Below are 26,282 nucleotides of genomic sequence, written 5' to 3' on the forward strand. Positions count from 1 at the left end.
AAACGCCTCTCCGATGGAGATGTGGATCGCGCAGAGCCCTTCCGGGGCACCCGCATAGGCTGCATCCGCGGATGTCGAGGTCTTGTCGAACTTGCGCCCGAAGCCCAGGCATCCACCCGAGGACGGATAGATGTATCCGGGATCGCTGACGGGCAATCCCCGCCCGATGTTCAACCGCCGGGCAAGGTCCAATCGGATGGGGCCGACGACCGTCAGGTAGCGCAGGCCGGCGCCCACCGCGTGGTAGTGCTCGGGACCGAACAGCTTGGGGCCGTTCTTGCCGAACAGCTCCTGCGTGCCCACGAGGCCGGAGTCGTAGAAGACGGCCAGCATCAGCGCGTCCGTGAGCATGTAGCGCAGCTCCACGGCGCTCTCGAAGAGGCTGTTGCCGCCCACGGGCACGGTGTCCCAGGAATCCAGGATGGGGTTGCCGTTCGCGTCCACGAGGACGTTGCCGTCGTCGTCCTCCTTGTAGGTGGGCGCCAGGGGCGTCATGGGCGACAGCCGCTGGCCGTTGAAGCCGCGCATCGCGGTGGCGCCGCCGGAGAAGAAGCGGGTGACGATGGAGCTCTGCCCGCCGCCCGCCGGGTTCAGCGTGCCGCCGCGCAGCTTCACCGCGAGCGTCAGGTCCTTGTTCTCCCCGATGGAGCGGTAGTAGCGCAGGTCCGGCAGCAGCCGGACGTAGTTGTAGTTGCCGAAGAAGGGGCCGCCGCCCTTCTGGAGGGAGAAGCCCAGGTAGTAGCCGTCGCGCGGCTCGGTGCGGTCGTCCCTGCGGTCCCAGGCGAACGCCACCTCCAGGAAGCTCAGCGCCTGGTCGCACTTGCCCTCCGACGTCGTGGTCCCACAGCCCAGGATGATGGGCGGGACGCTCTCCTCCAGGCTCACCTGCCCGGTCAGCCGGTACAGCTGCAGGTTGTACGAGGGGAAGACGGAGAAGGACGGGTGGGGCGTCCAGATGACGCCCGTCTTCAGGTAGCCGCCGTAGAACGAATAGGCCTGCTGGAGGCCCTTCTCCGCGGTGATGGAGGCCTGCAGGGCCACGTCGCGGAAGAGGAAGCGCGGCTGCTCGAACTCCGTGGTGAAGGTGAAGACGGGGGCCTGCTGGGAGCCCTCGTCGTCCCGGAGGCTCGCCAGCACGTTGGGGATGAACGCGTAGCCCAGGCGTCCGCGCAGCGTCAGCCGCCGCAGGCCGCCGCGGAAGTTGCGGTTGGTCCACTCGCCCAGGATGCGGCCCTCCTGCCGGGCCGCGTCCACGCCGATACCGCCGCCCAGCCGGATGGAATGGAAGGGCGACTCGCGCACGTCCACCACCACCGGCACCGTGGCGTTCTGCCGGTCCGGCGCGCCCCGGTTCACCTTCACCGCGCCGAAGACGCCCATGCGGAAGACGCGCGCCTGCGCCTCCGCCAGCGCCGCTTCGCTGAAGTACGCGCCCTTGTGCACGGCGCCCTGCGCCTGCTCGATGATGCGCCGGGGCGGCACCTGGGGGTTCGCGTCCGTGGCGATGAAGATGTTGCCGAAGCGGTAGCGCAGGCCGGGGGCGATCTGCAGGTCCACCACGGCCTTCTGCGTGGCCACGTCCACGCGCACCTCGCCGCCCACCTCCGCCTCCGCGTACCCCAGGTCCTTGAGCCGCTGGAGCACCAGGTCCTTGGTGACGGCCCACGTGTCCTCGCGGAACACGTCGCCGGTCTTCACCGGCAGGTCCTCCAGGATGCGCTCCCGCTCGCGCTGCGAGGGCTGGTCCGGCCCTTCCCCCAGCGCCTCCAGGCCGTGCGTCTCGATGCGGTCGATGACGGTGGGCGCGCCCTCGTTGACCACCACCTTGAGGCGCACGGCCTTGTCGCCGTCGGGAATCACTTCGTTGGACTCCACCTGCGCCTGGTAGAAGCCCTGCGCCTGGTAGAAGCGCTCGATGCGGCGCAGGTCCGCCTGCCACGCGTTGGTGTCGAAGTAGTGCGCCTTGCCGAAGGGCCAGAACGCGTACCAGGGCGTGGAGGACGTGAGGATGCGGTCCTTGATGTCCCCGTCGTCCACCTGCTTCGCCCCCTCGATGTCCAGGGACTTCACCTTCGGGCCGGTGGGCTGATTGGACGTGGTGGCGCACGCCGTCAGCAACACGGCCAGCGCGAGGGGCACGGCGGAGCGGAGTCGGAGGAGTCGGACGGCGGCCACGTCACGTTTCTTACCGGAAGGCCAGCCCCTGACGCGTTTCCCAATGTTTCTTTGTGGGGCGAGTGTCGCATTCCACGACCTCGGGGACGGGGTCAGTGTCCGCCACCCCCCGGGCTCCGTCGCGGCGCGTGCAACCGGGCCCGGGGTGCGTCAGATTCGGGCCCCTATGGTCCGGCGAATCGCACTCTTGTTGTCGGCCACGCTGGTGCTCGCCACCGGCTGCGGCGTGAGCGAAGACGAAGTGGTCCAACTCAAGGAGGGAGAGAACCTCTCCGACACGCCCTACTGCGGCTCGCTCGGGTGCGCGGATCCGTTCCGCTCCTGCGCGGAGCTGTTCCTGGAGTTCGGCCGCTCGCCGCCCCTGTGCGTGGTGGAGAACATCTGCGACCGGCTGGAGTGCGCGAAGGCGGGCCGCCACTGCGCCGTGTTCGGGGGCTTCCCCGGCCAGGTGAAGTGCATCGAGGACTAATCCCTCGCGCCCGGGGCGGCCGTCGTCCAGCGGCCCCGGGGCGGGAGGCTTTTTCAGCCTAGCGGCGCGACGAGGCGGTGAGCCACGCCAGGCGCTCCGCGGCGTCCTTCGTCTGCGGCTCCGTGAGCAGCGCGTCCGTGTTCTGCGCGATGCGGTAGGCCCAGTTGGCGTCGCCCATGGTGCCGGGCAGGTTGATGCGGTCGCGCGTGCCCAGCACGTCCTGCCACGGCAGCACGCACAGGTCCGAGCCCGCGTTGAGCGCGGCGGCCAGCGTGGCGCGGTGGATGTCCGGGGTGAACTCGCGCGTCACCGCCACGCCCTGGAACTCCGGCCACGCGCGCGCGGCGTTCTGGCGCTCGTGCTCCTGCGCCTGCTCCCACCACTCGGCCTGCGGCTCCGTGTCGTGCGTGCCGGTGGTGACCAGCGACACGGCGGGGAAGCCGTGCGGGTCGCGGTAGGTGTTGTCGTCGCGCTCCCAGCGCAGCACCCGGTAGCCGGGCAGCTTCAGGTCCGCCAGGATTTGACGCACGAACGGGGGAATCACGCCCAGGTCCTCGGCGACGATGCCCGCGCCCTCCGACAGCAGGCGGAAGTGCTTCTCACCCTGGCGGCGCCAGGTGGGCTCGTCCGCGGGGACGAAGTAGCCGGTGGGGTTCTTCTCGTCGCGGATCCACTGGCGGAAGTAGCCCACCGCGTGGTCCACGCGGCGCAGGTCGTAGTAGCTGGCCGCCTTGGCCGCGCGCTTCTTCAGCCACGCGTAGTCGTCCTTCTCCATCGCGGCGAAGTCGAAGTAGGGCAGGCCCCAGTCCTGGCCGGTGGCGGAGAAGTCGTCCGGCGGCACGCCCAGGCGCGCGTCGCGGCGCAGGATGTCCGGGTGGGCCCAGCAGTCGGAGCTGTCCTGCCCGATGATGAAGGGCTCGTCGCCGCACAGCAGCACGTCCTTCGCCTTCGCCTGCGCGCGGACCTGGTTCCACTGCGCCTCCGCCAGCCACTGGAGCCAGGCGTGGTAGCGCACGCGGCGCTCCAGGCCCTGCTCCTGGATGGCGCGCAGCGCGTCCGGCTGGCGCGTGCGCAGCCCCTCGGGCCACTGCCACCAGGGACGGCGGTCCTCCTTCTCGCTGATGGCGGTGAAGAGCGCGTAGCTCTCCAGCCACTCGCCCTGCGCCTCGCGCCACTTCTGGAACTCCTGGGCGCGCGGCGTGCGAGCGGACCACTCGTGCTTCTCGAAGTGGTCGAAGGCGCGCGCGAACGCGGCGTCCTTCAGCGGGAACACCAGGTCGTAGCGCACGCGCGCGGCGGCGCGGGCCTCCGCCAGCTGCTGCTTCTGCGCATCACTGAGCGCGCCCTCGTCGCCGGTGGCCTGGAACTCCGGGACCTGGCTCAGGTCGATGAAGAGCGGGTTCAGGCCGAACGCGGACCGCGTGGCGTAGGGACTGGGGTCACCGGGCGCGGTGGGCAGCAGGGGCAGCACCATCAGCAGGCGCTGCCGCGCGGCCTTCATCCAGGAGAAGAGCCCGTCCATGGCACCGAAGTCACCGATGCCGAAGTCCGTTCGCGAACGCAGGGAGAAGAGAGGCAGCAGGAGACCGGAGAGCCGGCCAGGAGTGGACATGATGCGGCGCAATCTGCCCCAGCCCCGGGCCGGTGTGAACTGCTGTCGCGACGCGGTGCACACACGCCTGCCTGTCCGCCGTTTGGGGCCGACGGTGGCATTGGACCGCGGGCCCATCCGAGCGCTCAGTGGTTGACGAAGCGCACGCGCCCTTGGCTCCCGGGCGTACGGCGCCTTCAGTCCCGGAAGTCGAAGTCCAGGGCGACCTCGGCGGCCTCACCCGGGCAGGTGCCAGCCGTTGGTCCCTGGACTGTCAGCTCCAGGTGCCCCCGGAGCCGGTCCTCCGAGTTCTCCTCCAGCACGAACCGGCCGGAGACCTGCTGGATGGCGGTCTTCTCGTCGTCCCCGGCCGCGCAGAACGACTGGGTCCAGGCCGCCTTCAGCCCCGGCGAGTGTCCAGGGCCGGGCTCGAAGTAGACGCCGTCGTGGGTCCCCCGATACCGCAGGCCCGGGACATGGGCTGCTCCGTCAATGGCGTACTCCGCGGGCCCGCTCCCCTTCGCGAAGAGCTCGACGTCCACGTAGACGCAGAGGCCCCGGGAGTTCTCCTGGCGTTTCTCCGACAGGTCGTCCGAATTGCAGAAGCTGAAGACCGGGCCGAGGTTGAACCCGGAGTCCCGGGCCTCCTGGGGCTGGACCTGGCTGAAAGCCGACGTGGGGAATTCCTCCCAGACCTCGCCATGCCGCACCCGCATGTGGCCGGTGACGCCGCCGGGCTCCCTCCCGCACCCGGTCCCTCCCAGGACCGTGAGCGACAGCACCAGGGCGAACGGGGCACGGCGGAAGCGGGGAAGCCCATTCATCGGGTTGTGCATGAGGTCGTCTGCCATCATCTTTCGCCTCCGGACAAGCCTCCCTGGCGTCGTGGGTGGCTTTGGCCCCGGTCATGCTCCGCACCCATGAAACGACTTCCCCTGTCCTTCTACGCGCGGCCCACCCTGGAGGTGGCGCGCGACCTGCTGGGCACCCTGCTGGTGGTGGACGGGGTGAAGGGCCGGCGCGTGGGCCGCATCGTGGAGGTGGAGGCCTACCTGGGCGAGCACGACCTGGCGTGTCACTCGTCCAAGGGGCGCACGCCCCGGACGGAGGTGATGTTCGGGCCGGCGGGGCGCTCCTACGTCTACCTCATCTATGGGATGCACCACTGCTTCAACGTGGTGACGGACGGCCCCGGGGTGGCCGCGGCGGTGCTCGTGCGGGGCGTGGAGCCGGTGGAGGGCATCCCGCCTGGTGAGCGGACGGACGGGCCCGGGCGGCTGTGCCGGGTGCTGGGGCTGAACCTCAACCACAACGACCTCCCGCTGGACTCGGACGGGCTGCACCTCTTGCCGGGGACGCCGTTGCCGGAGGCCCGGGTGGAGCGGGGGCCCCGGATTGGCGTGGAGTACGCCGGGGCGTGGGCCGCTGAACCCTTGCGGCTGTGGGACCGGGACAGTGGACACGTCAGCCGCTTCGTCTCCCGGCGGCCTCGCCGTCGTCCTTGACGCGGAACGTTCTGGCTGGTTGGGTGGAAAACGCCATGTCCCAAGAGGCTCCCCAGGAAGATGACCGGCAGGAAGAAGACCGGCGGCTCCTGGCGCGCGCCCAGGACGGCGACGTCTCCGCCTTCGAGGCCCTGGTGGGCCTGCACCAGGACCGGGTCTACGGCCTGGCGCTGCGGATGACGCGCTCGGAGGCGGACGCGGCGGAAATCACCCAGGACACCTTCCTGTCCGCCTACCAGCACCTGAAGGACTTCCGGGGCGAGGCGGCCTTCGGCTCCTGGGTGCACCGCATCGCGGCCAACCATGCGCTCATGCGCCTGCGTCACCGCCGGGTGGCCCAGGCGGCGGAAGCCGAACTCCAGGCGCCTGAATTCACGGAGCGGGGCACCCTGGCGGACTACCCCGTCACGGACTGGAGCCGGGACGCCGAGGAGAAGGCGCTGGACGCGGAGTTGGGGCAGGCCATCCAGCAAGCGGCCGACCGCCTGCCGGAGGGCTACCGGGAAGTCTTCCTCTTGAAAGACGTGGATGGCCTCAGCTACGAACAGATCGCGGAAGTGACGGGGGATTCCATCCCCGCCATCAAGAGCCGCCTGCACCGGGCACGGCTCGCGCTGCGGGAGGCCATCGACCTGTTCTACAACCGGGACAATCGCGGGGTGTGAAACCCCCAGGGCGCCTCGGCATCTTCGAACTGGAACGAGGGGAGCCGCAGCCAGCCGAGGTTCGGATGTATACCTGCAAAGATTCCATCAACCTCCTGCTCGAGTTCCTCGAGGGCGAAATGCCCGAGGAGGAGGCGCGGCACCTGCAGGAGCACCTGTCGGGCTGCAAGCCCTGCGAGGAATTCCTCAGCACCTATCGGGCGACGCCCGGCCTCTGCAAGCGCGCCATGGCGCTGAAGATGCCCCGGGAGGTGTCCGCGAAGCTGACGGAGTTCCTGCGCTCGAAGATCAAGTCCTGCTCGTGAATCTGAAACAACTGTCGCTGCCGGAGCTGGAAGCGGCGCTCGCGCCGGCCCAGCCGTCCGCCACCGCGGTGCGCAAGGTGTTCGCGGGCGTCTTCGCCCACGCCCGTCCCACGGTGGACGCCGTCGCGCTGGCGCCCCAGGTGCCTCGCCGGGTCGCGGATCTGCTCCGCGCCCAGGCCCAGATGCCGTCGCTCAAGATTGTGGAGCGGCGTCAGGCGGAAGACGGCTTCGTGAAGTACCTCTTCGAGTCGCCGCTGGGCGGCCGCATCGAAGCGGTGCGCATCCCCATCTTCGAGGAGAAGTACGTCGTCTGCGTGTCCAGCCAGGTGGGCTGCGCGCTGGCGTGCGACTTCTGCATGACGGGCAAGCTGGGCTTCCAGCGCAACCTCCAGACCTGGGAGATACTGGACCAGGTGATGCAGGTGCGCGCGGAGGCGGACCGGCGCGTGGGCGGCGTGGTGTTCATGGGGATGGGCGAGCCGCTGCTCAACTACAAGGAGACCATCCGCGCGGCGCAGATTCTCTCGCACCCTGCCGGGTTCTCCATCTCCGGCACGGCCATCACGTTCTCCACCGCGGGGCACGTGCCCGCGATTCGCCGCTATACGAAGGAAGGGCACCCGTTCCGCCTGGCGTTCAGCGTGACGAGCGCCATCCCGGAGAAGCGCGCGAAGGTGCTGCCCATCGAGAAGACGCACCCGCTGCCGGAGCTGATCCAGGCCATCCGGGAGTACAGCGAGGCGCGGCGCGAGCGGGCGATGATTGCCTACGTGGCCATCCAGGGCTTCAACCTGGGGCGCGAGGACGCGGAGGCGCTGAAGGCGGCGTTCGAGGGCATCCCCATCAAGGTGGACCTCATTGACGTGACGGATCCGACGGGCAAGTACCTGCCGCCCTCCGCGGAGGAGTTGAGCGCGTTCCGGGACCACCTCCAGATTCTGAAGGCGCCCATCGCGCGGCGGTACTCCGGCGGCAAGGAGATTGGAGCGGCGTGCGGCACGCTGGCGGCGAGCCAGTACGGCGGCACGGTGCTGCCCACGCCCGCGGCTTCGTCCCGGCAGGCCTGACGCCCGCTTCGCGCGGCGTTCGTGATTCGACGGCAAGAACCGGAGCGCGGGCCCTGGGCTCGCGGCGCTACGAGGACCGTGCGCCGCGGCGAGGGCCCCGGCGGCGCGACCTCATGCGCGGGCCATGTTCGGAGAGCCGTCGGATGACGCATCGATTGGAAGGGAAGGTCGCCCTGGTGACGGGGGCGGGTTCAGGGATTGGCCGGGCGACGGCGTTGGCGTTGGCCCGGGAGGGCGCGCGGGTGGTGGCGGCCGGCAGACGTATCGAGCCGCTCGAGGAGACGGCGCGCCTGGCTCGCGAGATGGGCGGGAAGGTGGTGGCCCGCGCCGCGGACGTGACGAAGGAGGGCGACGTCGAGGCCCTGGTCCGCTTCACGCGGGAGACGTTCGGGAGGCTCGACGTGGGCGTCAACGCGGCGGGGGGCTCGTTCGGCGGCGGGCCCACGCACACGCTGGACACGGCGTCGTTCCGGGAGTGGATCGACGGGTACCTGGTGAGTGCGTTCCTGTCCACGAAGCACCAGGTGGCCGCGATGCTGGAGTCGGGCGGAGGGAGCGTCATCAACATCGGGACCTTCGTGGGGCACACGAAGGCGATGCCCGGGACGTCCGGCTACGCCGCCGCGAAGACGGGCCTCATCGGGCTCACGCGCACCGTCGCGGCGGAGTACGCCGCTCAGGGCATCCGCGCGAACGTGCTCGTCTCCGGAGGCGCGGACACGCCCATGTTCCGGAGCTGGAACGCCTCCGAGGAGCAGCGCGCCGCCGCCGCGCGGCTGCATGCGCTCCAGCGCGTCGCGGACCCGGAGGAGATCGCCAACGCGGCCGTCTTCCTCGCGAGCGGCGAGGCGTCCTTCGTCACGGGAAGTGTCCTCACTGCGGATAGGGGACTCTCGCTCGTCTGAGAGGCCGGGGCCGGCATCCGGCCCGTGCCTGCGCCCCCCTGCGCGGGGGATGCGAGCGTGGGTTGCCCCTGGAGGCCAGGGGGCTGTCCGTGTTCACCTCCGCGCGGGTGGTGGAAGAGACGGGTTCCCCCGGGCGGGAAGGCGACTTAAGTCTCGCGCCGGGAGTTTCTGGCCCTGGAGGGCACCGCGCGGATGTGGATCGAGCACGTCGACAAGCTGATTGGGATGCTGGGGCCGTTCGGGTTCCTGGTGCTCGGCGTGGCGGCGATGCTGGAGTACGTGGTGCCTCCGTTTCCCGGGGACACCATCGTGCTCATGGGCGGCGTCTACGCCGTGCGCGGGGAGAAGCCCTGGTGGCTGGTGCTCGCGGTGGTGACGGCGGGCAGCGTGTTGGGGGCGTTCATCAACTACGCGGTGGGCCAGTGGCTGGCGAAGCGCTTCGAGGCGCAGCCGGGGCGCTCCTTCTTCGGGCTCACGCACGCGCGGCTGGAGCAGGTGCAGGCGAAGATGCGGCGCACGGGGCCGTGGCTGCTCCTGGTGAACCGCTTCCTGCCGGGCATCCGGGGCGTCATCTTCATCGCGGCGGGGGCGGCGCGCATGCCGCGCTTCAATGCGTTGGTGCTGGGCGCCATCTCCGCGCTCGCGCACAGCGGGCTCATCCTGGCGCTGGGCATGGCGGTGGGCGGCAACCTGGAGCGGCTGACGGTGCTGGTGTCGCGTTACCAGTACGCCGTCATCGGGCTGCTGGTGGTGGCGGCGCTGGGGTTCGGCGTGCGGGCGCTGACGCGGCGGCGTGAGTCGGCCGTGGAACCGTAGCGGGCCCGGCCGGGCAGGAAAATGTGCGGGGACGACCCGCCAGGGTGGGCGCACGTTGCGCGGGCCCGGGGTGGCGCGGTTGAGTCGGGGCATGTTCCGCGCCCGTGCTCGCTGGTGGCTGCTCCTGGTGCTCGTCCTGGTGGGAGGGTGCCGCTGTGGCGACGACCCCAACCTGGGCGGTGCGAGCGCCAGCTTCCGGCCCCAGGCCGAGGTCGTGGACTTCGGCCGGGTGCTGGAGGGCACGCAGGTGCGCCGCTCGCTGACGCTGGTGGCCACGGGCCGCGCGGGCGTCACGGTGGAGGCGGTGACGGACGCGCCCTTCTTCGTCGTCGTGTCCCAGATTGTCGTGAGCGGCAGCGGCACGGGCACGGTGGACATCCTGTTCTCCGCGGGCAACGCGCCGGTGGATGGTGAGCTGGTGCTCACGGCCGGGCGCACCACGGCGAAGGTGAGGCTCACCGGCGTGGGCGTGCGCCCGCTGGCGTGCGTGCCGCAGGGCGAGTGCCGCGAGTCGCGCTTCGACCTGGACTCCGGCCAGTGCATCGAGTCACCGCTGGAGGATGGCGCGTCGTGCATCCCCGGCAGCCGCTGTCAGGAGAACGGCCGCTGCCAGGCGGGCGTCTGCGTGGGGCAGCCGCGCACGTGCGATGACGACAACCCGTGCACGGTGGACAGCTGTTCGCCGACGCAGGGCTGCGTGACGGCGAACGTCGCGTGCCCGGTGCCGGGCAACCCCTGCAAGGTGGGCGTGTGCGACCGCAACGAAGGCTGCAAGGAGGTGGACGTGGCGGACTTCAGCCCGTGCGGCGCGGTGAGCTGCAAGGCGGCGCAGGTCTGCTTCAGCGGCACGTGCCGGTCGGTGACGCCGCCGGACGGCTTCGTCTGCGCGCCGGCCACGCCCTGCCAGGACGAAGGCAAGTGCAGCGCGGGTGAGTGCATGCGTCCGGACGCAGGAGACCTGGAGTCCGTCTTCAGCGCGGAGCTGGGAGGCGCGCCCGTCGCGGAGGACGGAGGGCCCGTGCTGTTGGTGGATGACGGGACGGTCTACGCGTCGGTGTGCGGTGAGGACGCGGGCTGCTGGCTCGCCGCGTACACGGAGAGCGGACTGCTGCGCTACGAGTCGCCCTATGCGGACGGGGGTGTGAGGACGTTGCTCGCGGCGTCGGACGCGGGCGTGGTGGTGCTGGCACCGGAAGCGTTGGAGGCGTACGCGCCCCGAGGCGTGGGCGAGCTGCGCTGGCGCACGTCGCTGGCGTTCGCCGATGCGGCGCGGGACGGAGGGACGCCGGAGGGCGTGCCCGGCACGGGAGCGGGCAGGGTGGCGCTCACGCAGGAAGGGAACGTGCTGACGTACGTCACGTGGAGCGAAGACGCGGGCTCGGATCCGCAGCGCTCCCGGCTGATCATGCTGAGCGCGAACGAAGGCATGCTGTTGGCGACGGGGCCGGAGGAGGACGGCGGTGGAGCGGCGAGGCTCGCCGTGGACGACACGCGAGGCGCGTACCTCTACACGCCGTGGGATGGCCGGCTGGCCTTCACAAGCTGGGCGCAGCCCGAGCCGGGCACGGATGGCGGGATTTCAGGCGCAGGCGTCACGTCACACCTCGGGCCGTACTCCGTGGATGCGCCGAGCCCCACTCAGGCCGGACTGACGACCCGGTTCAATGGCGAGGACGGAGGCATCGCGTCACTGAGCCTCGAACCGCTTGGGCCTGGCGTACCGGACGGTGCGTCGTCACTGGCGCTCGCGTCGGGACGGTTGCTCGTGGGCACGCGGGCCGCCGTGGACACGGATGGAGGCGTGCTCGGCGCACTGGATTGGGACGCGGGCACGCGCACGCTGTCACCGCTGACCGAGCCCGTGCTCATGACCCCCAGTGGCAGGGTCGGTCATGCGTTCGCGCTCGCTTGTGACCGTACGGACGGCACCCCGTGCGTCGATGCGGAACGGCGCACCGTGCTGCGCTCCTTCAGCACGGATGACGGCAAGTCCCTCTCGGACGTGGACGTGCTGCCCTCACCGCTGCTCCCCGGCGCCCTCCATGAAGCCGCGCTGCTGTCGCAAAACACGGTGGGCGTGCTCGCGGACGCGGCGCTGCCGAATGGTCAGCGCCAGGCGTGGCTCGAATGGATCGCCTACGGCAACAAGCTCAACCAGTGCTCCCTGCCGGGCCGCGTGGAGGTCGCGGGCGCGGTGTTCGCGGGCGACCTGCTTCACGTGGCGCTTCGCCGAAACGGTGTCTGGAGGCTGGAGGCCTATCCCGTCGGCGAGCGCGCCGAAGTCCGAGGCTGGCCCCAGCGCAACGCCAGTCCCGCGGGCACACGCCGCGCCGTGCCGTAGGTCAGCCGCCCACGGGGCACGGACCAACGGCGCCCGCCGGACCCGGTCTCTGAAAACCTGTCCGACAGTCGGACAGGTTTTGGCGCTTCGCCTTCGGAGGGCGAGGACGCGGGTGCTTCGCGTCCATGTCAGACCCCCCTGGTTGGATGGCGAGGCTTGGGCGGGGAGGGTGGCGGAGATGGAGTGGGTGAGGGCGATTGCGAAGATGGCGGCGCGGCTGATCCGCTCAGCCGCCCACGGCGGGGTCCACCCAGAGGTCCTCGAAGCGCACCTGCGGCGGCGTCTGATGCAGCCGCAGGTTCTGCACGGAGGCCACCGCCACCGCGTGCGTGCGGTCGTGGTACAGCGGGATGAGCGGGCAGTCCTCGCGCGCCAGCAGCTCCGCGCGCTTGTACAGCTGCGAGCGCAGCTCCGGATCAATGGACACGCGCGCCTCGGCGGTGAGCCGGTCCAGCTCCGCGTTCCTGTAGCCCAGCGGGTACACCGTCTGCGCGCTGGAGTTGAGCAGGAAGTGCAGGAACGCGTCAGGGTCCGGGAAGTCCGCCAGCCACAGCGTGCGGAAGGCCGGGACCTTCCCCTCGCGCAGGCGCGGCAGGTACTCCTCGGCGGGCATCTGTTCGTGGCGCAGCTCCAGGAGTCCCGCTTGAATCAGCGGCCGGAAGAGCACCGCGTCCTCGGCGGATGTGTCGCGGCCCACCGGGTGGTGCAGGGTGAGCTGCAACCGCCGCACGCCCGCCTCGCGCAGCAGCCGCTCCGCCAGCGTCAGGTCCGGCACCGGCGCGGGCCCCAGCTCCTGGGCCCCGTCCAGCAGCTCCGGAGGCGTGAAGGTGCGGGCCACCCGCGCGCCCGGGTGGAACTGCTCCACCACGCCCTGCAGGTCCATGCCCGCGCGCAGCGCGCGCCGCACGCGCACGTCGTTGTAGGGGGCCTCGTTCAGGTTGAAGCCCAGGAACGCCGTGGAGGGCGTGGTGCTGGTGACCACCTGGTGCGCGTCCAGGCCGTTGGCCTGCGTGTGCTCCACGTGCAGGAACGACACGAGGTCCAACTGTCCGTCCAGCAGCTGCCGCATCGCCTGGTTGCGCGTGTCCGAGAGGACGAACTCCAGCCGGTCCAAAAGGGGCAGTCCGCCGCGCCAGTAGGTGGCGTTGCGCTCCAGCACCATCCGGTCCGGCTGCATGCCCACGACGCGGAAGGGCCCCGTGCCCACCAGCTTCCCCGCCGGGTCCACCTTCGCCACCGCAGTGGCGGTCAGCGCCATCAGCTGGAGGAAGAACACCTTGGGCTCGCGCAGGCGGATTTCCAGTGTGCCCTCGTCCAGCGCCTCGATGCCCGTCACCTCGCGCGCCATGCCGCTGGAGTACTCGCGCGCGCCCTCCACGTCCTCCAACAGGCTGCGGTCCGGCGAGCGCAGCGCCGGGTCCATCAGCCGCTCCAGGTGGCGCTTCACGTCCTGCGCGGTGAGCAGGGCGCCGTCGTGGAAGGTGACGCCCCGGCGCAGGTAGAAGCGGTAGCGGCGCGCGGACGGGTCCGCGTCCCAGCGCTCGGCCAGGTCGGGCACCAGCATGCCGTCCTCCAGCCGCACCAGGCAGGAGAAGAGGCACGCCGTCAGCTCCGCCATCTGGTTCTCCACGCTGAAGAGCGGATCCACCGTCTGGCGCGCGCGCAGCGAGCCCCCCTGATGCAGCCCCACGCGCAGCGTGCCGCCCACGCGGGCGCGGGGCAGCTGGAAGCGGAACACCTCCGCCTCCAGGCTGGCCGTCTCGTGGCCCAGCTGGTCCACCGTGCGGTCCAGCCCGTCGCCAATGCGGATGACCCGGCGCGCGTCCTCGCGCACCTGCGCGATCTCCTCACGGATGGACGCGTCGCCCCGGGTGAGCACCTGGTGCGCGGAGCGCAGCTCCTCGATGGCCGCGCTCAGGCGCATCACCGCCTCGGACAGGTCGCGGCCGGTGCGCGCCTGGGCCTCCGCCTTCTGGCCGGCGCTCTGGCCCACGCGCGACATCTCCTGAATCTGGCGCACCAGGTCCCGCGCGTTGCCGGACTGCTCGATGGCCATGCGCGTGATGTCCTCCACGCGCTGGGCCACGCGCTTGCTGGCCTCCACGACCGTGGCGCCCTGCGCCTCCAGCTGCTGCGTCTCCATCACCGTGGCCTCCACGGCGGCGAAGGTGCGCTGGGTGATGGTGCGGATTTCGGCCAGGGCCTCGGAGGCGCGGTCGCCCAGGGCCACACCCGCGGTGGCCTGCTCGCGGCCCTCCTGCACCAGCGCCACGGCGGTCTCCACCGCGTCGCGGATGCCCGTCACCATGGTGCCAATCTCGCGCGTGGAGCGCGTGGTGCGCTCGGCGAGGCTGCGGATTTCGTTGGCCACCACGCCGAAGGGGCGGCCGTGCTCGCCCGCCTGCGCGGCGATGATGGCGGCGTTGAGGGCCAGGAGGTTCGTCTGGTCGGCGATCTCCTGGATGACGTCCACGATGCGGCCAATCTCCAGCGACCGCGTGCCGAGCATCTCCATCAGCTCGGCCGCCTTGCGCACCGTCTCCTCCACCCGGTACATGCCCTGCACGCTGTCGCCCACCAGCGACTCGCCGCGCTGGGCGGTGGCGGTGACGGCCACGGCCATGCTGTTGGTCTCCATGGCGCGGCGGCGCACGGCGTAGATGCCGCCCTCCACCAGCGCGACGAAGTCCTCCGCCTCCGAGGCGAAGCGGCCCAGCTCGTCACCCGACGCGGCGATGTGGGTCAGCCGCTCCGTCATCGCCTGGGTGAGGCCGCTGGTGCGCTGGCTGAAGTCGTTGACCGTCTCCAGGCCGTCCACCACCTGATGCAGCCGCTCGGTCATCTCCAGCAGGGCGCCCGTCGTCTCGTGCGCGAAGGTCTCAATGTGCTGCACGCGCTTGATGGCCACCTGGAGGCTGCTGCCGTTGCCGCCCACGGCGGAGAGCGTGCGCTCCACGGCGCCGCCCTGACGGCGCGCGGCCTCCAGCAGCATGCGGGCCTGCTCGCTCACGCCGTTGCCGGTGCGGTGCAGGTTGCTCGTCACGCGCTGCACCTGGGACAGCGCGCGGCGCAGGGACAGGATGAGGCGGCGCAGGTCCTCCTGGCCCTCGAAGCCCGTGTGGATGGGCGTGGTGAGGTCGCCTTCCGCCAGGCGGGACATCAGGTCGCGCCGCTCGCGCCGCCGCATGGACGCGAAGCGGAACCACGACAGGTAGCTGCCGATGAGCCACAGGAACGGCACGCCGAGCAGCAGCACCGCCCACCCGGCCGTGTCATCCGGCTTGCCCGTCACCCACCACAGCACGAAGCCCAGGATGAGTGCGGAGACGAGCGCCGCCACCAGCCCGAACGAGAAGAGGTACCGTTTGGCGCCCATGGACGGGGGTGACGCTAACCCGCCTTCTCGCGCCGGTCCTGATTTCGACGCATGCTTCACGGGACATGAAGGCCCTCTTCGCCATCGCCATGCTGGCGCTCCCGGGAATCCCCGCCAGCACGGGCGCCGAGGCCGCCCGGAGCGGAAGCTCGGTCCGGTTCGTCTTCGCGTGGCGGGGCGTGCCGGTGGGGACGGTGGGGCTGTCCCTGGACGCGGGGCGGTTCACGTACACCAGCCGGCACCTGCACGTGCGAGACGGCCACGCGGGCGAGCGCGTGCGCGAGGTGACGCTCCCCGTGGACGCCACAGGGCGCGTGACGGCCGGGGACGCGGTGCCCCAGGCGCTGTGGCTGTGGCGGGGCCCCCCTCCCGAGGGCTGCGTGAAGGGCCGCGAGGAGCTGTCCGGCCAGGAGGGCCCCCACTGCGTCACGGCGAGGGGCCCCACCAGCGCCGAGGGCACGATGCTGGGTGCCCGCTTCCGCGCCCGCTACGACGACCGGGGGCAGCTCCAGGCGCTGGAGGTGGGCGACTCCCGCTTCACCCGGGCGGCCCCCGGGGAGCGGCTGCGCGCCCCGCCGGAGCTCTTCGCGGACGGAGTCCCCGTGGAGGGGGGCACCGGAGGCGCGCTGGCGCTCGCGCCGCGAGGAGACGGGCCGTCCTTCACCGTCCCCCCGCGCCTGCCGGAGATGACGGAGTGGACGCCCGCGGCGGCGCGGGCCCTGTCCGCGAAGGTGCACGCGGCCTTCCCGGACAAGGGGCCCACGGCGGCGGACTGGCGCCCGGGAGGGGAGGGCGAGGCCGGAGGCTGCCTGGCGCACGCCCTGCGCTACGCGTCCCTGGCTCGCGCGCGGGGCCAGCGGGTGGGGCTGGTGCACGGGCTGCTGGTGGTGGACGGCGGACCGGCCCGGCCGCACGCCTGGGTGCGGGTGGCGCTGAAGGGCGGCGGGACGCTGGAGTTGGACCCCACGTCCCTGGACCCCGTGCGCCCGGACACGCACCTGGCGCTGGCGCTGGTGCCGCCGGAGGGCCCCGCGCTGGAGGCAGGGGAGCGCTGGCTGGCGCTCCTGCGCGGGGACTACCGGGTGGTGCGCGCTACTCGAACGGAATGACGGACAGCTTCGCGCCGGGCTTCACTTCCAGGATTTCCTTCGCGCGGGCGGGCAGGTGGATGACGGTGTTGTCCAGCCGGGCCGTGCAGCGCACGGAGCGGAAGCGGTTGCGGCCGGATTCGCGCTCGGCGGCGACCAGCACATCGTCGCCCTCCAGCTCGAAGTCCTCCTCCGCCAGCTTCATCGTGCGGTAGCGGCGCACCAGGGAGATGTCCGCCGTGTCCGCCTCGAAGTGCGGGCCGCCGTCGAACGGGTCGATGCGCTCCACGTAACGGAAGCCCACCCGCTCCAGCATCCGCTGCACGCCGCGCGTGGCCGGGCCCACCTCTCCCAGCACCTTCTGCACGCGGTCCGGGAAGAGCGACGCGTAGATGTCCGACGCGGGGAACAGCTCCTTGATGAACTCCTTGTTCTGGCGGCTCAGCCGGTCCGCTTCCAGGTAGGTGAGGCCGGTGAACTTCTTGCCGCACGCCTCCCAGAGCAGGCTGCGGCCGTCCGGGAGCAGCGGCGGGAGCAGCTCCGCCAGCACGCGCGGCCGGAACAGCCGCCGGTGCATGGCGATGAAGAGGAAGCGCACGAAGGACAGCTGCTTGCCGGGCTTGTCCGGCGTCGCGCGGTAGGGCGGGTCCACCACCAGGCCGCCAATCTCCGTGGGGCCCTCGTAGTTGTACGCGATGGACAGCACCTTGTGCCGCAGGTGCCGCTCCAGCGAGGCGGAGTAGTGCTCGCGCTCGCTCACCTCATAGTAGATGTGCGGCGCGTCGTACGTCCCGTGCTGGGCGATGATCATCGACGTGCCGATGATGAGGTTGTTGCGCACGTCCTCCAGCACGAAGAGGTACTCGCGCTCGAACGGGTCCTTCACCTTGCCGGCGAAGCTCTTCACCGACTTGTCGATGATGGCCTCGAGCGTCTCCTCGTTGTTCGGCAGGTTGACCGTGTTCAGCACCGCGGCAAGACGCTTCAGGCCGGGCAAGTCGGTTTTCTGGACGTCTCGCAGCACGAGCATGGGGCACACTGAAGGGCGCCCCGGGAAGGGAGCGCCGGAAGGGCCCGTGACCTTACACCACGCCCCCGTCCCGTCAGCCCCCTGCATGCTCCCCTGTCAATGACGCGTTGCGTTCAGGACATCGCTCCGCCGTCCGCTCGCTGGGTATGGGCGGCGTGGCTCCCGACGTGAAACATGTCTCAATCCGGGGAAGGGCCTGCCTGCCCGCATGCTGTGTTGTCAGGCGTCTGGGAATGGTTTGGCGGGGGAATGAAGTGAGGGAATGGTTTGGGGTAGTGTTTGTCAAAGCTTTGCCGTCAAAGCATCAACCCCTCCCCTCCCCCCTCCCAAGGATTCAGCATTGAAAGCACTGCACCTCTGGCTCGCGGCCTGTCTGCTCCCGAGCCTCGCTGCGGCGGAAATCGTCTGGCGGGGCGATTTCGAGACGGGAAACCGTTCCCAATACAGCGTGGAACAAATGGTGAGCTCGGACCGGCTCCAGGTGGTGACGAGCCCGGTGTCGGAGGGCAAGTACGCCCTCAAGGCCACGGTGAAGCAGGGCGATGACCCCATCAACTCCAGCGGCAACCGCAATGAACTGGTGTACCTGAGCAACGAGAAGGTGGGTTCGGAGTACTGGTACCGCTGGAAGGTGATGTTCGCGAACGACTTCCCCAGCGTGGACGCGTGGCAGCTCTTCACGCAGTGGCACCACGACGGGTGCTGCGGGTCGCCGCCGATTGAGTTCTTCGTGAAGGGCGAGCTCATCCGCCTGACGCTGAACGACAGCGGCACGGTGTGGAGCACGGCGCTCAAGCGCGGCACGTGGCAGGAGTTCGTCTTCCACGTGAAGTGGTCCCCGGACGCGTCCGTGGGCTACGTGGAGCTGTGGCACAACGGCGCGCAGGTGCTGAAGAAGACCTACGCCAAGACGATGTTCTCCGGCCAGAACAACTACCTGAAGCTGGGGCTGTACCGGGCGGACACCATCAAGCCGGTGGGCGTCGTCTACCACGACGGGATGATCCAGGCGACGAAGCGCGAGGACGTGTTCCCGGTGGTGCAGCCGGATCCGGAGCCGGTGGTGGACGCCGGCACGCCGGTGGACGCGGGGACGCCGGTGGACGCGGGCTCGCCGCAGGATCCGGACCCGGTGGTGGACGCGGGCAGCCCGGTGGATCCGGACCCCGTGGTGGACGCGGGCACGCCCGTGGACCCGGCCCCGGTGGTGGACGCGGGCACGAGCACGGGTGTGAAGCCGGCGCCGCTGGACGAGGACGAGGGCGACGCGAACTTCCACGGTGGCTGCTCCGCGAGCGGTGGTTCGCTGGCCGCGTTCTCGCTGCTGGGGCTCCTGGGCCTGGCGCGGGCGCGCCGCCGCCGGAGCTGAAGCGTCGTCCCTGAAGGACCCTCCCGCTCCGGTGCGTCCGGGGCGGGAGGTGGGTTGAAGGAGTCCGCGCTTCCATGCGAGGAGGCGCGGGATGACTCCTCCCCGATTGGCGCTGTGCAGCCTCCTGCTGTGGACCGCGTGCGCGGGCCCGGAGGTGCGAGCGCCACGAAGCTACTCCCAGATAACGATGGACTCCGCGACGACGGGGTGTCTGCGCAATCCGGCGTGTGCCTCGCAGGTGGGGCAGGACGCCATCCTGCCGTGGCTGTCCCGAGCCGCGGCCCGAGCGGCCGAGGCCGCGGCGGTGATGCGCCTGTGGGAAGCGGCGGAGGTGGCCCGCGTGGAGCACGTGCTGGTGGAGTGCGCGAAGCGGGCGAACTTCGAGGTGAACGAGCGGATGCTGGGGCCGGGCCGGCGGACGACCCGCGAGATCTGCGAGGAGAAGGTCGTGGACTCGAACGGACGGACGGTCAAACGGGGCGTGCTGTTGGGGAACGCGAAGCACGAGGCCGCGCTGGCGTGCGTGCAGGAGCAGCTGGGCGCCACGGACGCGGGCCGGTTCAGCCTGGAACCGCGCTACCTGCGGGATGCTCAGACGGGCCGGACGCGGTGGTTGGACCCGGAGGAGGTGGCGCGCTGGCTGGCCGCCGGACAGTTCTTCCTGCTGACAGGGACCATCGCGCCGGATGTGGTGCTGCACGCCTTGGGAAACCCACTCCAGGCGCAGCGGGTCTACGACTTCAAGTTCCCGTGCCCCGTGACGAACCCTCCCAGGTGGGAGACCTACCCTGAAGGACATCCGTTCGCGAAGCAGGAGCAGGGCGAGGTCTACTCACTGCTCCTTGGCAAGGACACCGCTCCTCGCCTCGTGTCTCCGAACCTGGGAGTCAAGTAATGGCCACGAGCTATCCAGAGAGCCGTGTCACCCTCGACATCGAAGGTGAGCCGATCGTCGTCCTGCGCGAGGCGGTGAGCATCGCGTTCTTCATGGGGGGACCCCACGAGGAACTGGCCTTGCCGCTCTGCCGTGCCCTGGAACGTTACCGGCGTGCCATCGAGCCCCGCTCCCTGGCGTGGTACGTGGACCGCCACGGTGATTGGAGTCCCCTGGCCGAAGAGGCTGATGCATTCCTGACCGAGGCGGTGATGCACCCGGCGACCGGGCGCATTGAAGTGAGCGAGAAGCCCGACTCCGTGACGGGGATCCGGTTCAAGTACCGGGGCCGAGGGTTGCCTCAACAACCCTTCTTCCAGCTCACACCGCATGGCACCTTCGCCGCGGAGTTCTGGCTCCCCATCGAGTTCCTGGAGCATCCCGGTCCGGAATGGGTGCGTGCGCTGGCCCTCGAACTGGGACGAGAGCTGCCCTTCCACTCTGGTTACGTGGGACTCTCCTTCGACGCCTGGGGCTGGGCGGAGTCCACCACTCCGGTCATGAAGGCGAAGGGGTTCCGCCATCCTGGCCTTCTGCTGCCAGGACTGGAGACCCTGGCGACGAAACTGGGAACGCGGCTCTGGGGGCCAACGTGGCTCAACTTCCTGGGCCCGCCCGTGCTCAACGAACTGGGCGGCGTGGAGGGACTTCGCTCCCGGCTGCACTCGCCTTCGACGCAGGTCGAAGCCCTGTCCCCAGACCGCGCAGTGGTGTCCCTGGGCCCGGTTCCTGAAGCCGGGGACGTGGAGGCCGGTGACACACTGCCTGCGTACCGCGAGCTGGCTCGCTTGCTGGAGCCGTGGCTCTACGCGCACCAGGGGGCCTGGGGCGGCCTCACTGAAGCCGAAGTCCGCCAGTGGGAGCGCCGCTTCCTCTGACCTCGCTGTGGCATCATCCCCGGACGCCATGTCGCAGACGCCTCGCAAGGTCTCGCTCGTCCTGAGCTTCCAGTACCCCGGCAAGTACGCCTTCACCGTGCTCGCCGGCGCCGTGGAGGCGGACCCCGCGCTCGCGGATGTTTCGCTGCACTTTCCTCGCAGCCGCGAGGCCCTGCTGGACACCCTGCGCCAACGCGTGGACGCGGGCGACACCGTCGTCGCCGCGTGGTCCTTCTACTCCGCCAGCTTCGGCCCCTCCGTGGAGGAGCTGACCTGGGTCCGCGAACGGCTGGAGGGCCGCGACGTCCTCTGCATCGCGGGCGGCGTGCACGCCACCGCCGAAACCCTCCAGACCCTCCAGGCCGGCTTCGACCTCGTCGCCGTGGGCGAGGGCGAACACACCCTGCGCGCCCTCCTGGCCCGCGTCCTCAAGGGCGAGGACCCGCGCACCACGCACGGCACCGCGCACCTCAAGGACGGCAAGCTCGTGCAGCACGGCCACGGCGAGGGCGTGCGCCTGGACGACTTCCCCGCGTTCGCCGTGAAGCACGTGAAGTACGGCGCCATCGAGATCACCCGCGGCTGCATCTACGCCTGCCGCTTCTGCCAGACGCCCTTCATGTCCAAGGCGCGCTTCCGGCACCGCACCATCCCCAACATCGCCCACTGGGCCCGTGAGCTGCTGCGCATGGGCCGGCGCGACGTGCGCTTCATCACCCCCACGTCCCTGTCCTACGGCACCGCCGACGAGACCGTGAACCTGGCCGCCGTGGAAGAACTGCTCGCCGCCGTGAAGGAGGCCACGGCCCCGGACGGGCGCATCTTCTACGGCACCTTCCCCTCGGAGGTGCGCCCGGAGCACGTCACGCCGGAGGCCCTGGCCCTGCTCAAGCGCTACGTGGCCAACGACAACCTCATCATCGGCGGCCAGTCCGGCTCCGAGCGCATCCTCCAGGCCACCCGGCGCGGCCACGACGTGGAGACCGTGGTGCGCGCCGCGCGGCTCGCGGTGGAGGGCGGCTTCGTGCCCAACGTGGACTTCATCCTGGGACTGCCGGGGGAGGAGCCCTCGGACGTGGAGGCCACGCTGGACCTCATGCAGCGGCTGTCCGACCTGGGCGCCCGCGTGCATGGCCATACCTTCATGCCGCTGCCCGGCACCCCGTACCGGGACGCGGCCCCCGGCCGCCTGGACGCGCGCACCCGGCAGCGGCTGGACTTCCTCGCGTCCCAGGGCCGCCTGTATGGCCACTGGAGGGCGCAGGGCGTGCTGGCGGAGGCCATCGCCGCGCGCAGACAGCCGCGCGCCCGCTAGCGCCGGGCGTTACACTGGCCCTCGCGATGGCTGAACAGACGCCCTATTGGCTCCTCATCTCCGTGCTCTTCAGCTCCCAGCCCCTCACCCCGGCGCTGGCCATGACGCTGCACGAGGCCGCCTTTGAGCTGTACTCGCGCGGCGAGGGCTCACGCGAGGTGGCCGGCGATCTCATCTCCGGCCGCGTGAACAACCTGCGCAAGGACGTGTCCCTGGGCGGCATCGCCGGGCCCGCCTTCGAGGCCGAGATCGAGACCGAGCGCGGCTCCGGCGTCGTCCGCTTCATCCTCACCCGCCAGGGCCTGGAGATGATGAAGGCCCAGCCCCCGGCAGCTCCCAAGAAGCCCCAGTACCTCAACTGAGGAGGGGGCCGCCCGGCCGCCCGGCCGCTCCCGGAACGGCGCCCCGTCACCACCTTGAGGGCTCAAGGGAGGAATGGCGGCATGGACCCCAAGGACGAATACCTCAAGAAGAGCGCCGGCATCCCGCTGGATCCCAGCAAGCAGAAGGACCCGGAAGAGCACGGCGACACGGTGCCCGCGGAGGGCCGCTCCGAGGAGCTCAACGACGTCACCGGGCAGAACGGCGGCCAGCGCACCGACGTGGACCAGCCCTGGAACGACACGCGGCACCGGCACGACGGCATCCGCGACCAGTACAGCGACGACAGCGACAAGAAAAAGCCCTGAGGTCTCCCCCAGGGCTTCATGAAGTCAGTGCTGTGAAGACGGCCTGGGGCGAGGGGACTACTCGCGCTCCAGGTCCAGCTTCATGCCGCCCATGTGCAGGATGGACTGGGACATGGACACCGCGGACATGGTGGCCAGGTCTTCAATCGCCTGCAGCTCCTCGCTCCTGGGCTCCGCGCCCGTGCCCGTCTGCGAGGCCGCGGCCTGCTGCTGGGGCTGTTGCCCGGTGACGTTCACCGGCGTGGAGGTGGCGCCCGAGGTGTAGGTGCCCAGGAGTGAGCCGTGCGGCGTGGCCCCCATCTGCGCCAGCGCCGACGACACCACCGACGCGCCCGTCAGCTGCGCGCCCGTCTTCGGCTGCGCGGCCGCGCCCGACATGAGCGAGCCAAAGCGGCTGCCCGACACGGAGGAGGCGGTGTTCGTCGTGGCCGGCTGCACCCGCGGACCGGAGAGGGACGTGATGCGGTTCATGGCGGCTCCCGTCAAAAAGGCCCCGGTCGACTGAAGAGGCACACCCGAAGGCGTACCCGTGGGGCTTCAAGTTCGTTCTCCCCATTATCGCCCTGGGCCCGGGGAAGTTGCCTCTTCCGCCCTACAAACAGCGAAGGCCGCGAAATCCCAGGGAATTTCCCCCTGGGACGCCGCGGCCTTCAGCGCTGCTCAGCCTTCAGGATGATCCGCCGGGCCTAGAACTGGTGGGCCTCGGTGGACTCGTGCAGGGCCAGGGTGCTGGCGCTGCCGCCGGAAATCACTTCGGCGACCTGGTCGAAGTAGCCGGTGCCCACCTCGCGCTGGTGGCGCGTGGCGGTGTAGCCGTGCTTCTCCGCGCCGAACTCGGACTGCTGCATCTCGCTGTAGGCCGCCATGCCGCGGTCCTTGTACTGACGGGCCAGCTCGTACATGGAGAAGTTCAGCGCGTGGAAGCCCGCCAGGGTGACGAACTGGAACTTGTAGCCCATGGCGCCCAGCTCGCGCTGGAACTTGGCGATGGTGCTGTCGTCCAGGTTCTTCTTCCAGTTGAAGGACGGCGAGCAGTTGTACGCGAGCATCTTGTTGGGGAACTGCTTGCGGATGCCCTCTGCGAAGGCCTTGGCCTGCGCGAGGTCCGGGGTGCTGGTCTCGCACCACACCAGGTCCGCGTACGGGGCGTAGGCCAGGCCGCGCGCGATGGCGCACTCCAGGCCGCCCTTGATGCGGTAGAAGCCCTCGCCCGTGCGGCCCGCCGCCTTGTCGATGAAGGCGTGGTCGTACTCGTCCGCGTCGCTCATGAGCAGCTTGGCGCTGTCCGCGTCCGTGCGGGCCACGAGCAGCGTGGGCACGCCCATCACGTCCGCCGCCAGGCGCGCCGCGGTCAGCGTGCGCACGAAGTGGCTGGTGGGCACCAGCACCTTGCCGCCCATGTGGCCGCACTTCTTCTCGCTGGCCAGCTGGTCCTCGAAGTGCACGCCCGCGGCGCCCGCTTCGATCATGCCCTTCATCAGCTCATAGGCGTTGAGCGGACCGCCGAAGCCGGCCTCCGCGTCCGCGATGATGGGCGCGAACCAGTTGCGGTCCTTGCGCCCTTCGGCGTGGTCAATCTGGTCCGCGCGGCGCAGGGCGTTGTTGATCTTCTTCACCACGGAGGGGACGGAGTCCGCCGGGTAGAGGCTCTGGTCCGGGTACATCTGGCCGGCGTTGTTCGCGTCCGCGGCGACCTGCCAGCCGGACAGGTAGATGGCCTTGAGGCCCGCGCGCACCATCTGCACGGCCTGGTTGCCGGTGAGCGCGCCCAGCGCGTTGATGTAGTCCTCCGTGTGGAGCAGCTCCCAGAGGCGGCGGGCGCCCAGCTCCGCCAGCGTGTAGCTCACGCGGATGGAGCCGCGCAGCTTCTCCACGTCCTTCTCGGTGTAGTTGCGCTTGATTCCCTCGAAGCGCTGGGCATGGAGCTTCGCGTGAGGGGAGGCATCGGAAGTGGTCGGCGTCGCGTCGTACATGCCAGGACTCCTCGGGCTTGAGTGAAGGGTGGAAGGAACGTCGTTGAAGCGGTTGGAAGAGCTCAGGACCGCGGGTCGAGGGCCTCGTAGGCCGGCAGGGTGAGGAAGTCCTCGAAGGCGGAGGCGGTGGACAGCTGCTCGAAGAGGGCGCGGGACTTCTCCATGTGCGCCTGGCCGTAGCGCTCCACGGCGCCCTCGCGGCCCATCCGGGCCATCTCCTCCTCGAGCAGCTTGCGGAACAGCTCCGGCGTCACCTTGCGGCCGTCCTCCAGCGTGGCCTCGTGGTGGATCCACTGCCACACCTGGGCGCGGGAGATCTCCGCCGTGGCCGCGTCCTCCATCAGGTTGTAGAGCGGCACGCAGCCCAGGCCGCCCAGCCACGCGGCGGTGTACTGGATGCCCACGCGGATGTTGTGGCGCAGGCCCTCTTCCGTGCGCGTGCCGGACGGCACCTTGAGCAGGTCCGCCTCCGTGACGCGCACGTCCTCGCGCTTGTTGGCCACCTGGTTGGGGCCCTTCATCCGCGCGTCGAAGATGTCCTTCGCCACGGGGACCAGGCCCGGGTGCGCCACCCAGGTGCCGTCATGGCCGTTGTTCGCCTCGCGCTCCTTGTCCGCGCGGACCTTGGCCATCACCGCGTCGTTGGCGGCCGTGTCCCCCTTGATGGGGATGAAGGCGGCCATGCCGCCCATGGCGTGCGCGCCCCGGCGGTGACAGGTCTGGATGAGCAGCTGCGAGTAGGCGTTGAGGAAGCCCTTGTCCATGGTCACCTGCCCGCGGTCGGGCAGCACCACGGACGCGTCCGACTGGAGCGTCTTGATGAAGCTGAAGATGTAGTCCCAGCGGCCGCAGTTGAGGCCGGCCGAGTGCTCACGCAGCTCGTAGAGGATCTCGTCCATCTCGAACGCGGCGGGCAGCGTCTCGATGAGGACCGTGGCCTTGATGGTGCCGTTCGGGATGCCCAGCTCCTTCTGGGCCAGCTGGAACACGTCGTTCCACAGCCGGGCCTCCAGGTGGCTCTGCATCTTGGGCAGGTAGAAGTAGGGGCCCGTGCCGCGCTTCAGCTGCTCGCGCGCGTTGTGGAAGAAGAACAGGCCGAAGTCGAAGAGCGAGCCGGAGATGGGCTTGCCGTCGATGCGCACGTGGCGCTCCGGCAGGTGCCAGCCGCGCGGGCGCACGAAGAGCACCGCGTGCTTGTCATTCAGCGCGTAGTGCTTCCCGTTCTCCGCCGTGAAGGAGATGGTCTTCCGGACCGCGTCGCGCAGGTTCAGCTGGCCGCGCACCACGTTGTCCCAGGTGGGGCTGTTGGCGTCCTCGAAGTCCGCCATGAAGACGCTGGCGCCGGAGTTGAGCGCGTTGATGATCATCTTGCGGTCCACCGGACCGGTGATTTCCACGCGCCGGTCCTGCAGGTCCGCCGGCACCGGGGACACCTGCCAGTCGCCCTTGCGGACCTCCGCCGTCTCCGGGAGGAAGTGCGGGCGCTCGCCCTTGCGCCACGCCTGGGCCACCTTCTTGCGCCGCTCCAGCAGGGCTTCCCGCCGTTCACCGAAGGCGCGGACCAGCTTCGCCACGAAGGCCATGGCGTCCTGCGTCAGCACCTCCGCGTAGTCCGGATGCCAGGCCCCCTCCACGGTCACGCCGGGGCCGAAGGCCGGAGGATTCTGGGAGGTGCGCGCGTCCATGTCGGCTCCTGACGTGATGCGTTGTAAAAACGGCTCAACGGGCTGAAAGATGCCCCTCCCGTCTAGGGAAGGGAAGCCTTGGTCAATTAGAAGCCGCTTGCCTGTA

At 70.3% G+C, this 26,282-nt stretch carries 23 protein-coding genes; 15 read left to right on the plus strand and 8 right to left on the minus strand.

Annotated elements, in window-relative coordinates; all coding sequences use genetic code 11:
• Nucleotides 1-2,175: outer membrane protein assembly factor (locus D7X55_RS04090; RefSeq protein ID WP_120547943.1), on the minus strand; the 2,175-nt coding region annotated here is incomplete at its 3' end.
• 166 nt (nt 2,176-2,341) lie between these two features.
• Here D7X55_RS04090 and D7X55_RS04095 point away from each other — a divergent pair.
• Nucleotides 2,342-2,644: a hypothetical protein gene (locus tag D7X55_RS04095; RefSeq protein ID WP_120547944.1), complete on the plus strand. Its 303-nt coding sequence runs from the start codon at nt 2,342-2,344 to the stop codon at nt 2,642-2,644.
• A 58-nt stretch (nt 2,645-2,702) separates the two neighbouring features.
• On the opposite strand, the gene D7X55_RS04100 is transcribed toward D7X55_RS04095, so the two are convergent.
• Both D7X55_RS04100 and D7X55_RS04105 read right to left on the minus strand, forming a co-directional pair.
• Nucleotides 2,703-4,256 (minus strand): 4-alpha-glucanotransferase, encoded by a 1,554-nt coding sequence (locus tag D7X55_RS04100; RefSeq protein WP_121722301.1) that lies wholly within the window; start codon nt 4,254-4,256, stop codon nt 2,703-2,705.
• Between the two features lie 176 nt (nt 4,257-4,432).
• Nucleotides 4,433-5,089, minus strand: a complete 657-nt coding sequence (locus D7X55_RS04105; protein WP_120547945.1) for a hypothetical protein — start codon at nt 5,087-5,089, stop codon at nt 4,433-4,435.
• Nucleotides 5,090-5,155: 66 nt separating this feature from the next.
• Here D7X55_RS04105 and D7X55_RS04110 point away from each other — a divergent pair, with 66 nt between their 5' ends.
• The 7 genes from D7X55_RS04110 to D7X55_RS04140 all read left to right on the plus strand — a co-directional run bounded on the left by D7X55_RS04110 (nt 5,156) and on the right by D7X55_RS04140 (nt 11,839).
• The gene (locus D7X55_RS04110; protein ID WP_121722286.1) at nt 5,156-5,740 is read left to right on the plus strand and encodes a DNA-3-methyladenine glycosylase; all 585 of its coding nucleotides are present in this window, start codon (nt 5,156-5,158) and stop codon (nt 5,738-5,740) included.
• 35 nt (nt 5,741-5,775) lie between these two features.
• Complete coding sequence (locus D7X55_RS04115; protein ID WP_120547947.1) at nt 5,776-6,405, plus strand: RNA polymerase sigma factor; 630 nt, start codon at nt 5,776-5,778, stop codon at nt 6,403-6,405.
• A 65-nt stretch (nt 6,406-6,470) separates the two neighbouring features.
• A complete protein-coding gene (locus tag D7X55_RS04120) occupies nt 6,471-6,710 on the plus strand; it encodes an anti-sigma factor (RefSeq protein ID WP_014399836.1) in 240 nt (79 codons plus the stop codon).
• Nucleotides 6,707-7,777, plus strand: a complete 1,071-nt coding sequence (locus D7X55_RS04125; protein ID WP_121722287.1) for a radical SAM protein — start codon at nt 6,707-6,709, stop codon at nt 7,775-7,777. Before D7X55_RS04120 ends, D7X55_RS04125 begins: the two co-directional genes overlap by 4 nt.
• Nucleotides 7,778-7,920: 143 nt before the next feature.
• Nucleotides 7,921-8,682, plus strand: coding sequence for an SDR family oxidoreductase (locus tag D7X55_RS04130; protein ID WP_121722288.1), 762 nt, complete (start codon nt 7,921-7,923; stop codon nt 8,680-8,682).
• Nucleotides 8,683-8,874: 192 nt separating this feature from the next.
• Nucleotides 8,875-9,498, plus strand: coding sequence for a DedA family protein (locus D7X55_RS04135; RefSeq protein WP_120547950.1), 624 nt, complete (start codon nt 8,875-8,877; stop codon nt 9,496-9,498).
• Nucleotides 9,499-9,589: 91 nt separating this feature from the next.
• Nucleotides 9,590-11,839, plus strand: coding sequence for a hypothetical protein (locus D7X55_RS04140; RefSeq protein ID WP_120547951.1), 2,250 nt, complete (start codon nt 9,590-9,592; stop codon nt 11,837-11,839).
• 226 nt (nt 11,840-12,065) lie between these two features.
• Here the strand turns inward: D7X55_RS04140 and D7X55_RS04145 are convergent, their stop codons facing one another.
• Complete coding sequence (locus D7X55_RS04145) at nt 12,066-15,215, minus strand: ABC transporter substrate-binding protein (protein WP_121722289.1); 3,150 nt, start codon at nt 15,213-15,215, stop codon at nt 12,066-12,068.
• Between the two features lie 65 nt (nt 15,216-15,280).
• Between D7X55_RS04145 and D7X55_RS04150 the strand changes: the two genes are divergently transcribed.
• Nucleotides 15,281-16,324 carry a lasso peptide biosynthesis protein gene (locus D7X55_RS04150; RefSeq protein WP_120547953.1) on the plus strand — a complete coding sequence of 348 codons (1,044 nt, stop codon included), beginning with the start codon at nt 15,281-15,283 and terminating at the stop codon, nt 16,322-16,324.
• Here the strand turns inward: D7X55_RS04150 and D7X55_RS04155 are convergent.
• Nucleotides 16,308-17,333: an arginine N-succinyltransferase gene (locus D7X55_RS04155; RefSeq protein WP_120547954.1), complete on the minus strand. Its 1,026-nt coding sequence runs from the start codon at nt 17,331-17,333 to the stop codon at nt 16,308-16,310. The two genes, D7X55_RS04150 and D7X55_RS04155, sit on opposite strands and share 17 nt — an antisense overlap.
• Nucleotides 17,334-17,673: 340 nt before the next feature.
• Between D7X55_RS04155 and D7X55_RS04160 the strand changes: the two genes are divergently transcribed.
• From D7X55_RS04160 to D7X55_RS04185, 6 genes are all read left to right on the plus strand, one after another.
• Nucleotides 17,674-18,702 carry a polysaccharide lyase gene (locus D7X55_RS04160; protein WP_121722290.1) on the plus strand — a complete coding sequence of 343 codons (1,029 nt, stop codon included), beginning with the start codon at nt 17,674-17,676 and terminating at the stop codon, nt 18,700-18,702.
• 91 nt (nt 18,703-18,793) lie between these two features.
• On the plus strand, nt 18,794-19,597 hold the full coding sequence (locus D7X55_RS04165) for a hypothetical protein (protein WP_121722291.1): 804 nt from the start codon (nt 18,794-18,796) through the stop codon (nt 19,595-19,597).
• A complete protein-coding gene (locus tag D7X55_RS04170) occupies nt 19,597-20,514 on the plus strand; it encodes a type VI immunity family protein (RefSeq protein WP_121722292.1) in 918 nt (305 codons plus the stop codon). The genes D7X55_RS04165 and D7X55_RS04170 overlap by 1 nt, the downstream gene beginning before the upstream one ends.
• A 28-nt stretch (nt 20,515-20,542) precedes the next feature.
• A complete protein-coding gene (locus tag D7X55_RS04175) occupies nt 20,543-21,829 on the plus strand; it encodes a TIGR04013 family B12-binding domain/radical SAM domain-containing protein (RefSeq protein ID WP_121722293.1) in 1,287 nt (428 codons plus the stop codon).
• Between the two features lie 26 nt (nt 21,830-21,855).
• Nucleotides 21,856-22,191, plus strand: coding sequence for a hypothetical protein (locus D7X55_RS04180; protein ID WP_120547959.1), 336 nt, complete (start codon nt 21,856-21,858; stop codon nt 22,189-22,191).
• Nucleotides 22,192-22,272: 81 nt separating this feature from the next.
• Complete coding sequence (locus D7X55_RS04185) at nt 22,273-22,518, plus strand: hypothetical protein (protein ID WP_120547960.1); 246 nt, start codon at nt 22,273-22,275, stop codon at nt 22,516-22,518.
• A gap of 57 nt (nt 22,519-22,575) precedes the next feature.
• Here D7X55_RS04185 and D7X55_RS04190 read toward each other — a convergent pair whose 3' ends face one another.
• The 3 genes from D7X55_RS04190 to aceB all read right to left on the minus strand — a co-directional run bounded on the left by D7X55_RS04190 (nt 22,576) and on the right by aceB (nt 26,176).
• Entirely contained in the window at nt 22,576-22,989 is a 414-nt protein-coding gene (locus D7X55_RS04190; protein WP_121722294.1) for a hypothetical protein, read from the minus strand.
• A 215-nt stretch (nt 22,990-23,204) separates the two neighbouring features.
• On the minus strand, nt 23,205-24,491 hold the full coding sequence (aceA, locus tag D7X55_RS04195) for an isocitrate lyase (protein ID WP_014399818.1): 1,287 nt from the start codon (nt 24,489-24,491) through the stop codon (nt 23,205-23,207).
• Between the two features lie 62 nt (nt 24,492-24,553).
• Nucleotides 24,554-26,176 (minus strand): malate synthase A, encoded by a 1,623-nt coding sequence (aceB, locus tag D7X55_RS04200; protein WP_121722295.1) that lies wholly within the window; start codon nt 26,174-26,176, stop codon nt 24,554-24,556.
• Between the last annotated feature and the right edge of the window lie 106 nt (nt 26,177-26,282).

It is taken from the genome of Corallococcus sp. AB049A (genome assembly GCF_003668885.1).
Classification (GTDB): domain Bacteria; phylum Myxococcota; class Myxococcia; order Myxococcales; family Myxococcaceae; genus Corallococcus; species Corallococcus interemptor.

Excerpts from the sequence above, each read along its gene's own strand:
- D7X55_RS04095 (WP_120547944.1), top strand. The coding sequence starts at position 2,342 with ATGGTCCGGCGAATCGCACTCTTGTTGTCGGCCACGCTGGTGCTCGCC.
- D7X55_RS04100 (WP_121722301.1), bottom strand. The coding sequence starts at position 4,256 with ATGTCCACTCCTGGCCGGCTCTCCGGTCTCCTGCTGCCTCTCTTCTCC.
- D7X55_RS04105 (WP_120547945.1), bottom strand. The coding sequence starts at position 5,089 with ATGATGGCAGACGACCTCATGCACAACCCGATGAATGGGCTTCCCCGC.
- D7X55_RS04110 (WP_121722286.1), top strand. The coding sequence starts at position 5,156 with ATGAAACGACTTCCCCTGTCCTTCTACGCGCGGCCCACCCTGGAGGTG.
- D7X55_RS04115 (WP_120547947.1), top strand. The coding sequence starts at position 5,776 with ATGTCCCAAGAGGCTCCCCAGGAAGATGACCGGCAGGAAGAAGACCGG.
- D7X55_RS04120 (WP_014399836.1), top strand. The coding sequence starts at position 6,471 with ATGTATACCTGCAAAGATTCCATCAACCTCCTGCTCGAGTTCCTCGAG.
- D7X55_RS04130 (WP_121722288.1), top strand. The coding sequence starts at position 7,921 with ATGACGCATCGATTGGAAGGGAAGGTCGCCCTGGTGACGGGGGCGGGT.
- D7X55_RS04135 (WP_120547950.1), top strand. The coding sequence starts at position 8,875 with ATGTGGATCGAGCACGTCGACAAGCTGATTGGGATGCTGGGGCCGTTC.
- D7X55_RS04140 (WP_120547951.1), top strand. The coding sequence starts at position 9,590 with ATGTTCCGCGCCCGTGCTCGCTGGTGGCTGCTCCTGGTGCTCGTCCTG.
- D7X55_RS04145 (WP_121722289.1), bottom strand. The coding sequence starts at position 15,215 with ATGGGCGCCAAACGGTACCTCTTCTCGTTCGGGCTGGTGGCGGCGCTC.
- D7X55_RS04150 (WP_120547953.1), top strand. The coding sequence starts at position 15,281 with ATGAAGGCCCTCTTCGCCATCGCCATGCTGGCGCTCCCGGGAATCCCC.
- D7X55_RS04155 (WP_120547954.1), bottom strand. The coding sequence starts at position 17,333 with ATGCTCGTGCTGCGAGACGTCCAGAAAACCGACTTGCCCGGCCTGAAG.
- D7X55_RS04165 (WP_121722291.1), top strand. The coding sequence starts at position 18,794 with ATGACTCCTCCCCGATTGGCGCTGTGCAGCCTCCTGCTGTGGACCGCG.
- D7X55_RS04170 (WP_121722292.1), top strand. The coding sequence starts at position 19,597 with ATGGCCACGAGCTATCCAGAGAGCCGTGTCACCCTCGACATCGAAGGT.
- D7X55_RS04175 (WP_121722293.1), top strand. The coding sequence starts at position 20,543 with ATGTCGCAGACGCCTCGCAAGGTCTCGCTCGTCCTGAGCTTCCAGTAC.
- D7X55_RS04180 (WP_120547959.1), top strand. The coding sequence starts at position 21,856 with ATGGCTGAACAGACGCCCTATTGGCTCCTCATCTCCGTGCTCTTCAGC.
- D7X55_RS04185 (WP_120547960.1), top strand. The coding sequence starts at position 22,273 with ATGGACCCCAAGGACGAATACCTCAAGAAGAGCGCCGGCATCCCGCTG.
- D7X55_RS04190 (WP_121722294.1), bottom strand. The coding sequence starts at position 22,989 with ATGAACCGCATCACGTCCCTCTCCGGTCCGCGGGTGCAGCCGGCCACG.
- aceA (WP_014399818.1), bottom strand. The coding sequence starts at position 24,491 with ATGTACGACGCGACGCCGACCACTTCCGATGCCTCCCCTCACGCGAAG.
- aceB (WP_121722295.1), bottom strand. The coding sequence starts at position 26,176 with ATGGACGCGCGCACCTCCCAGAATCCTCCGGCCTTCGGCCCCGGCGTG.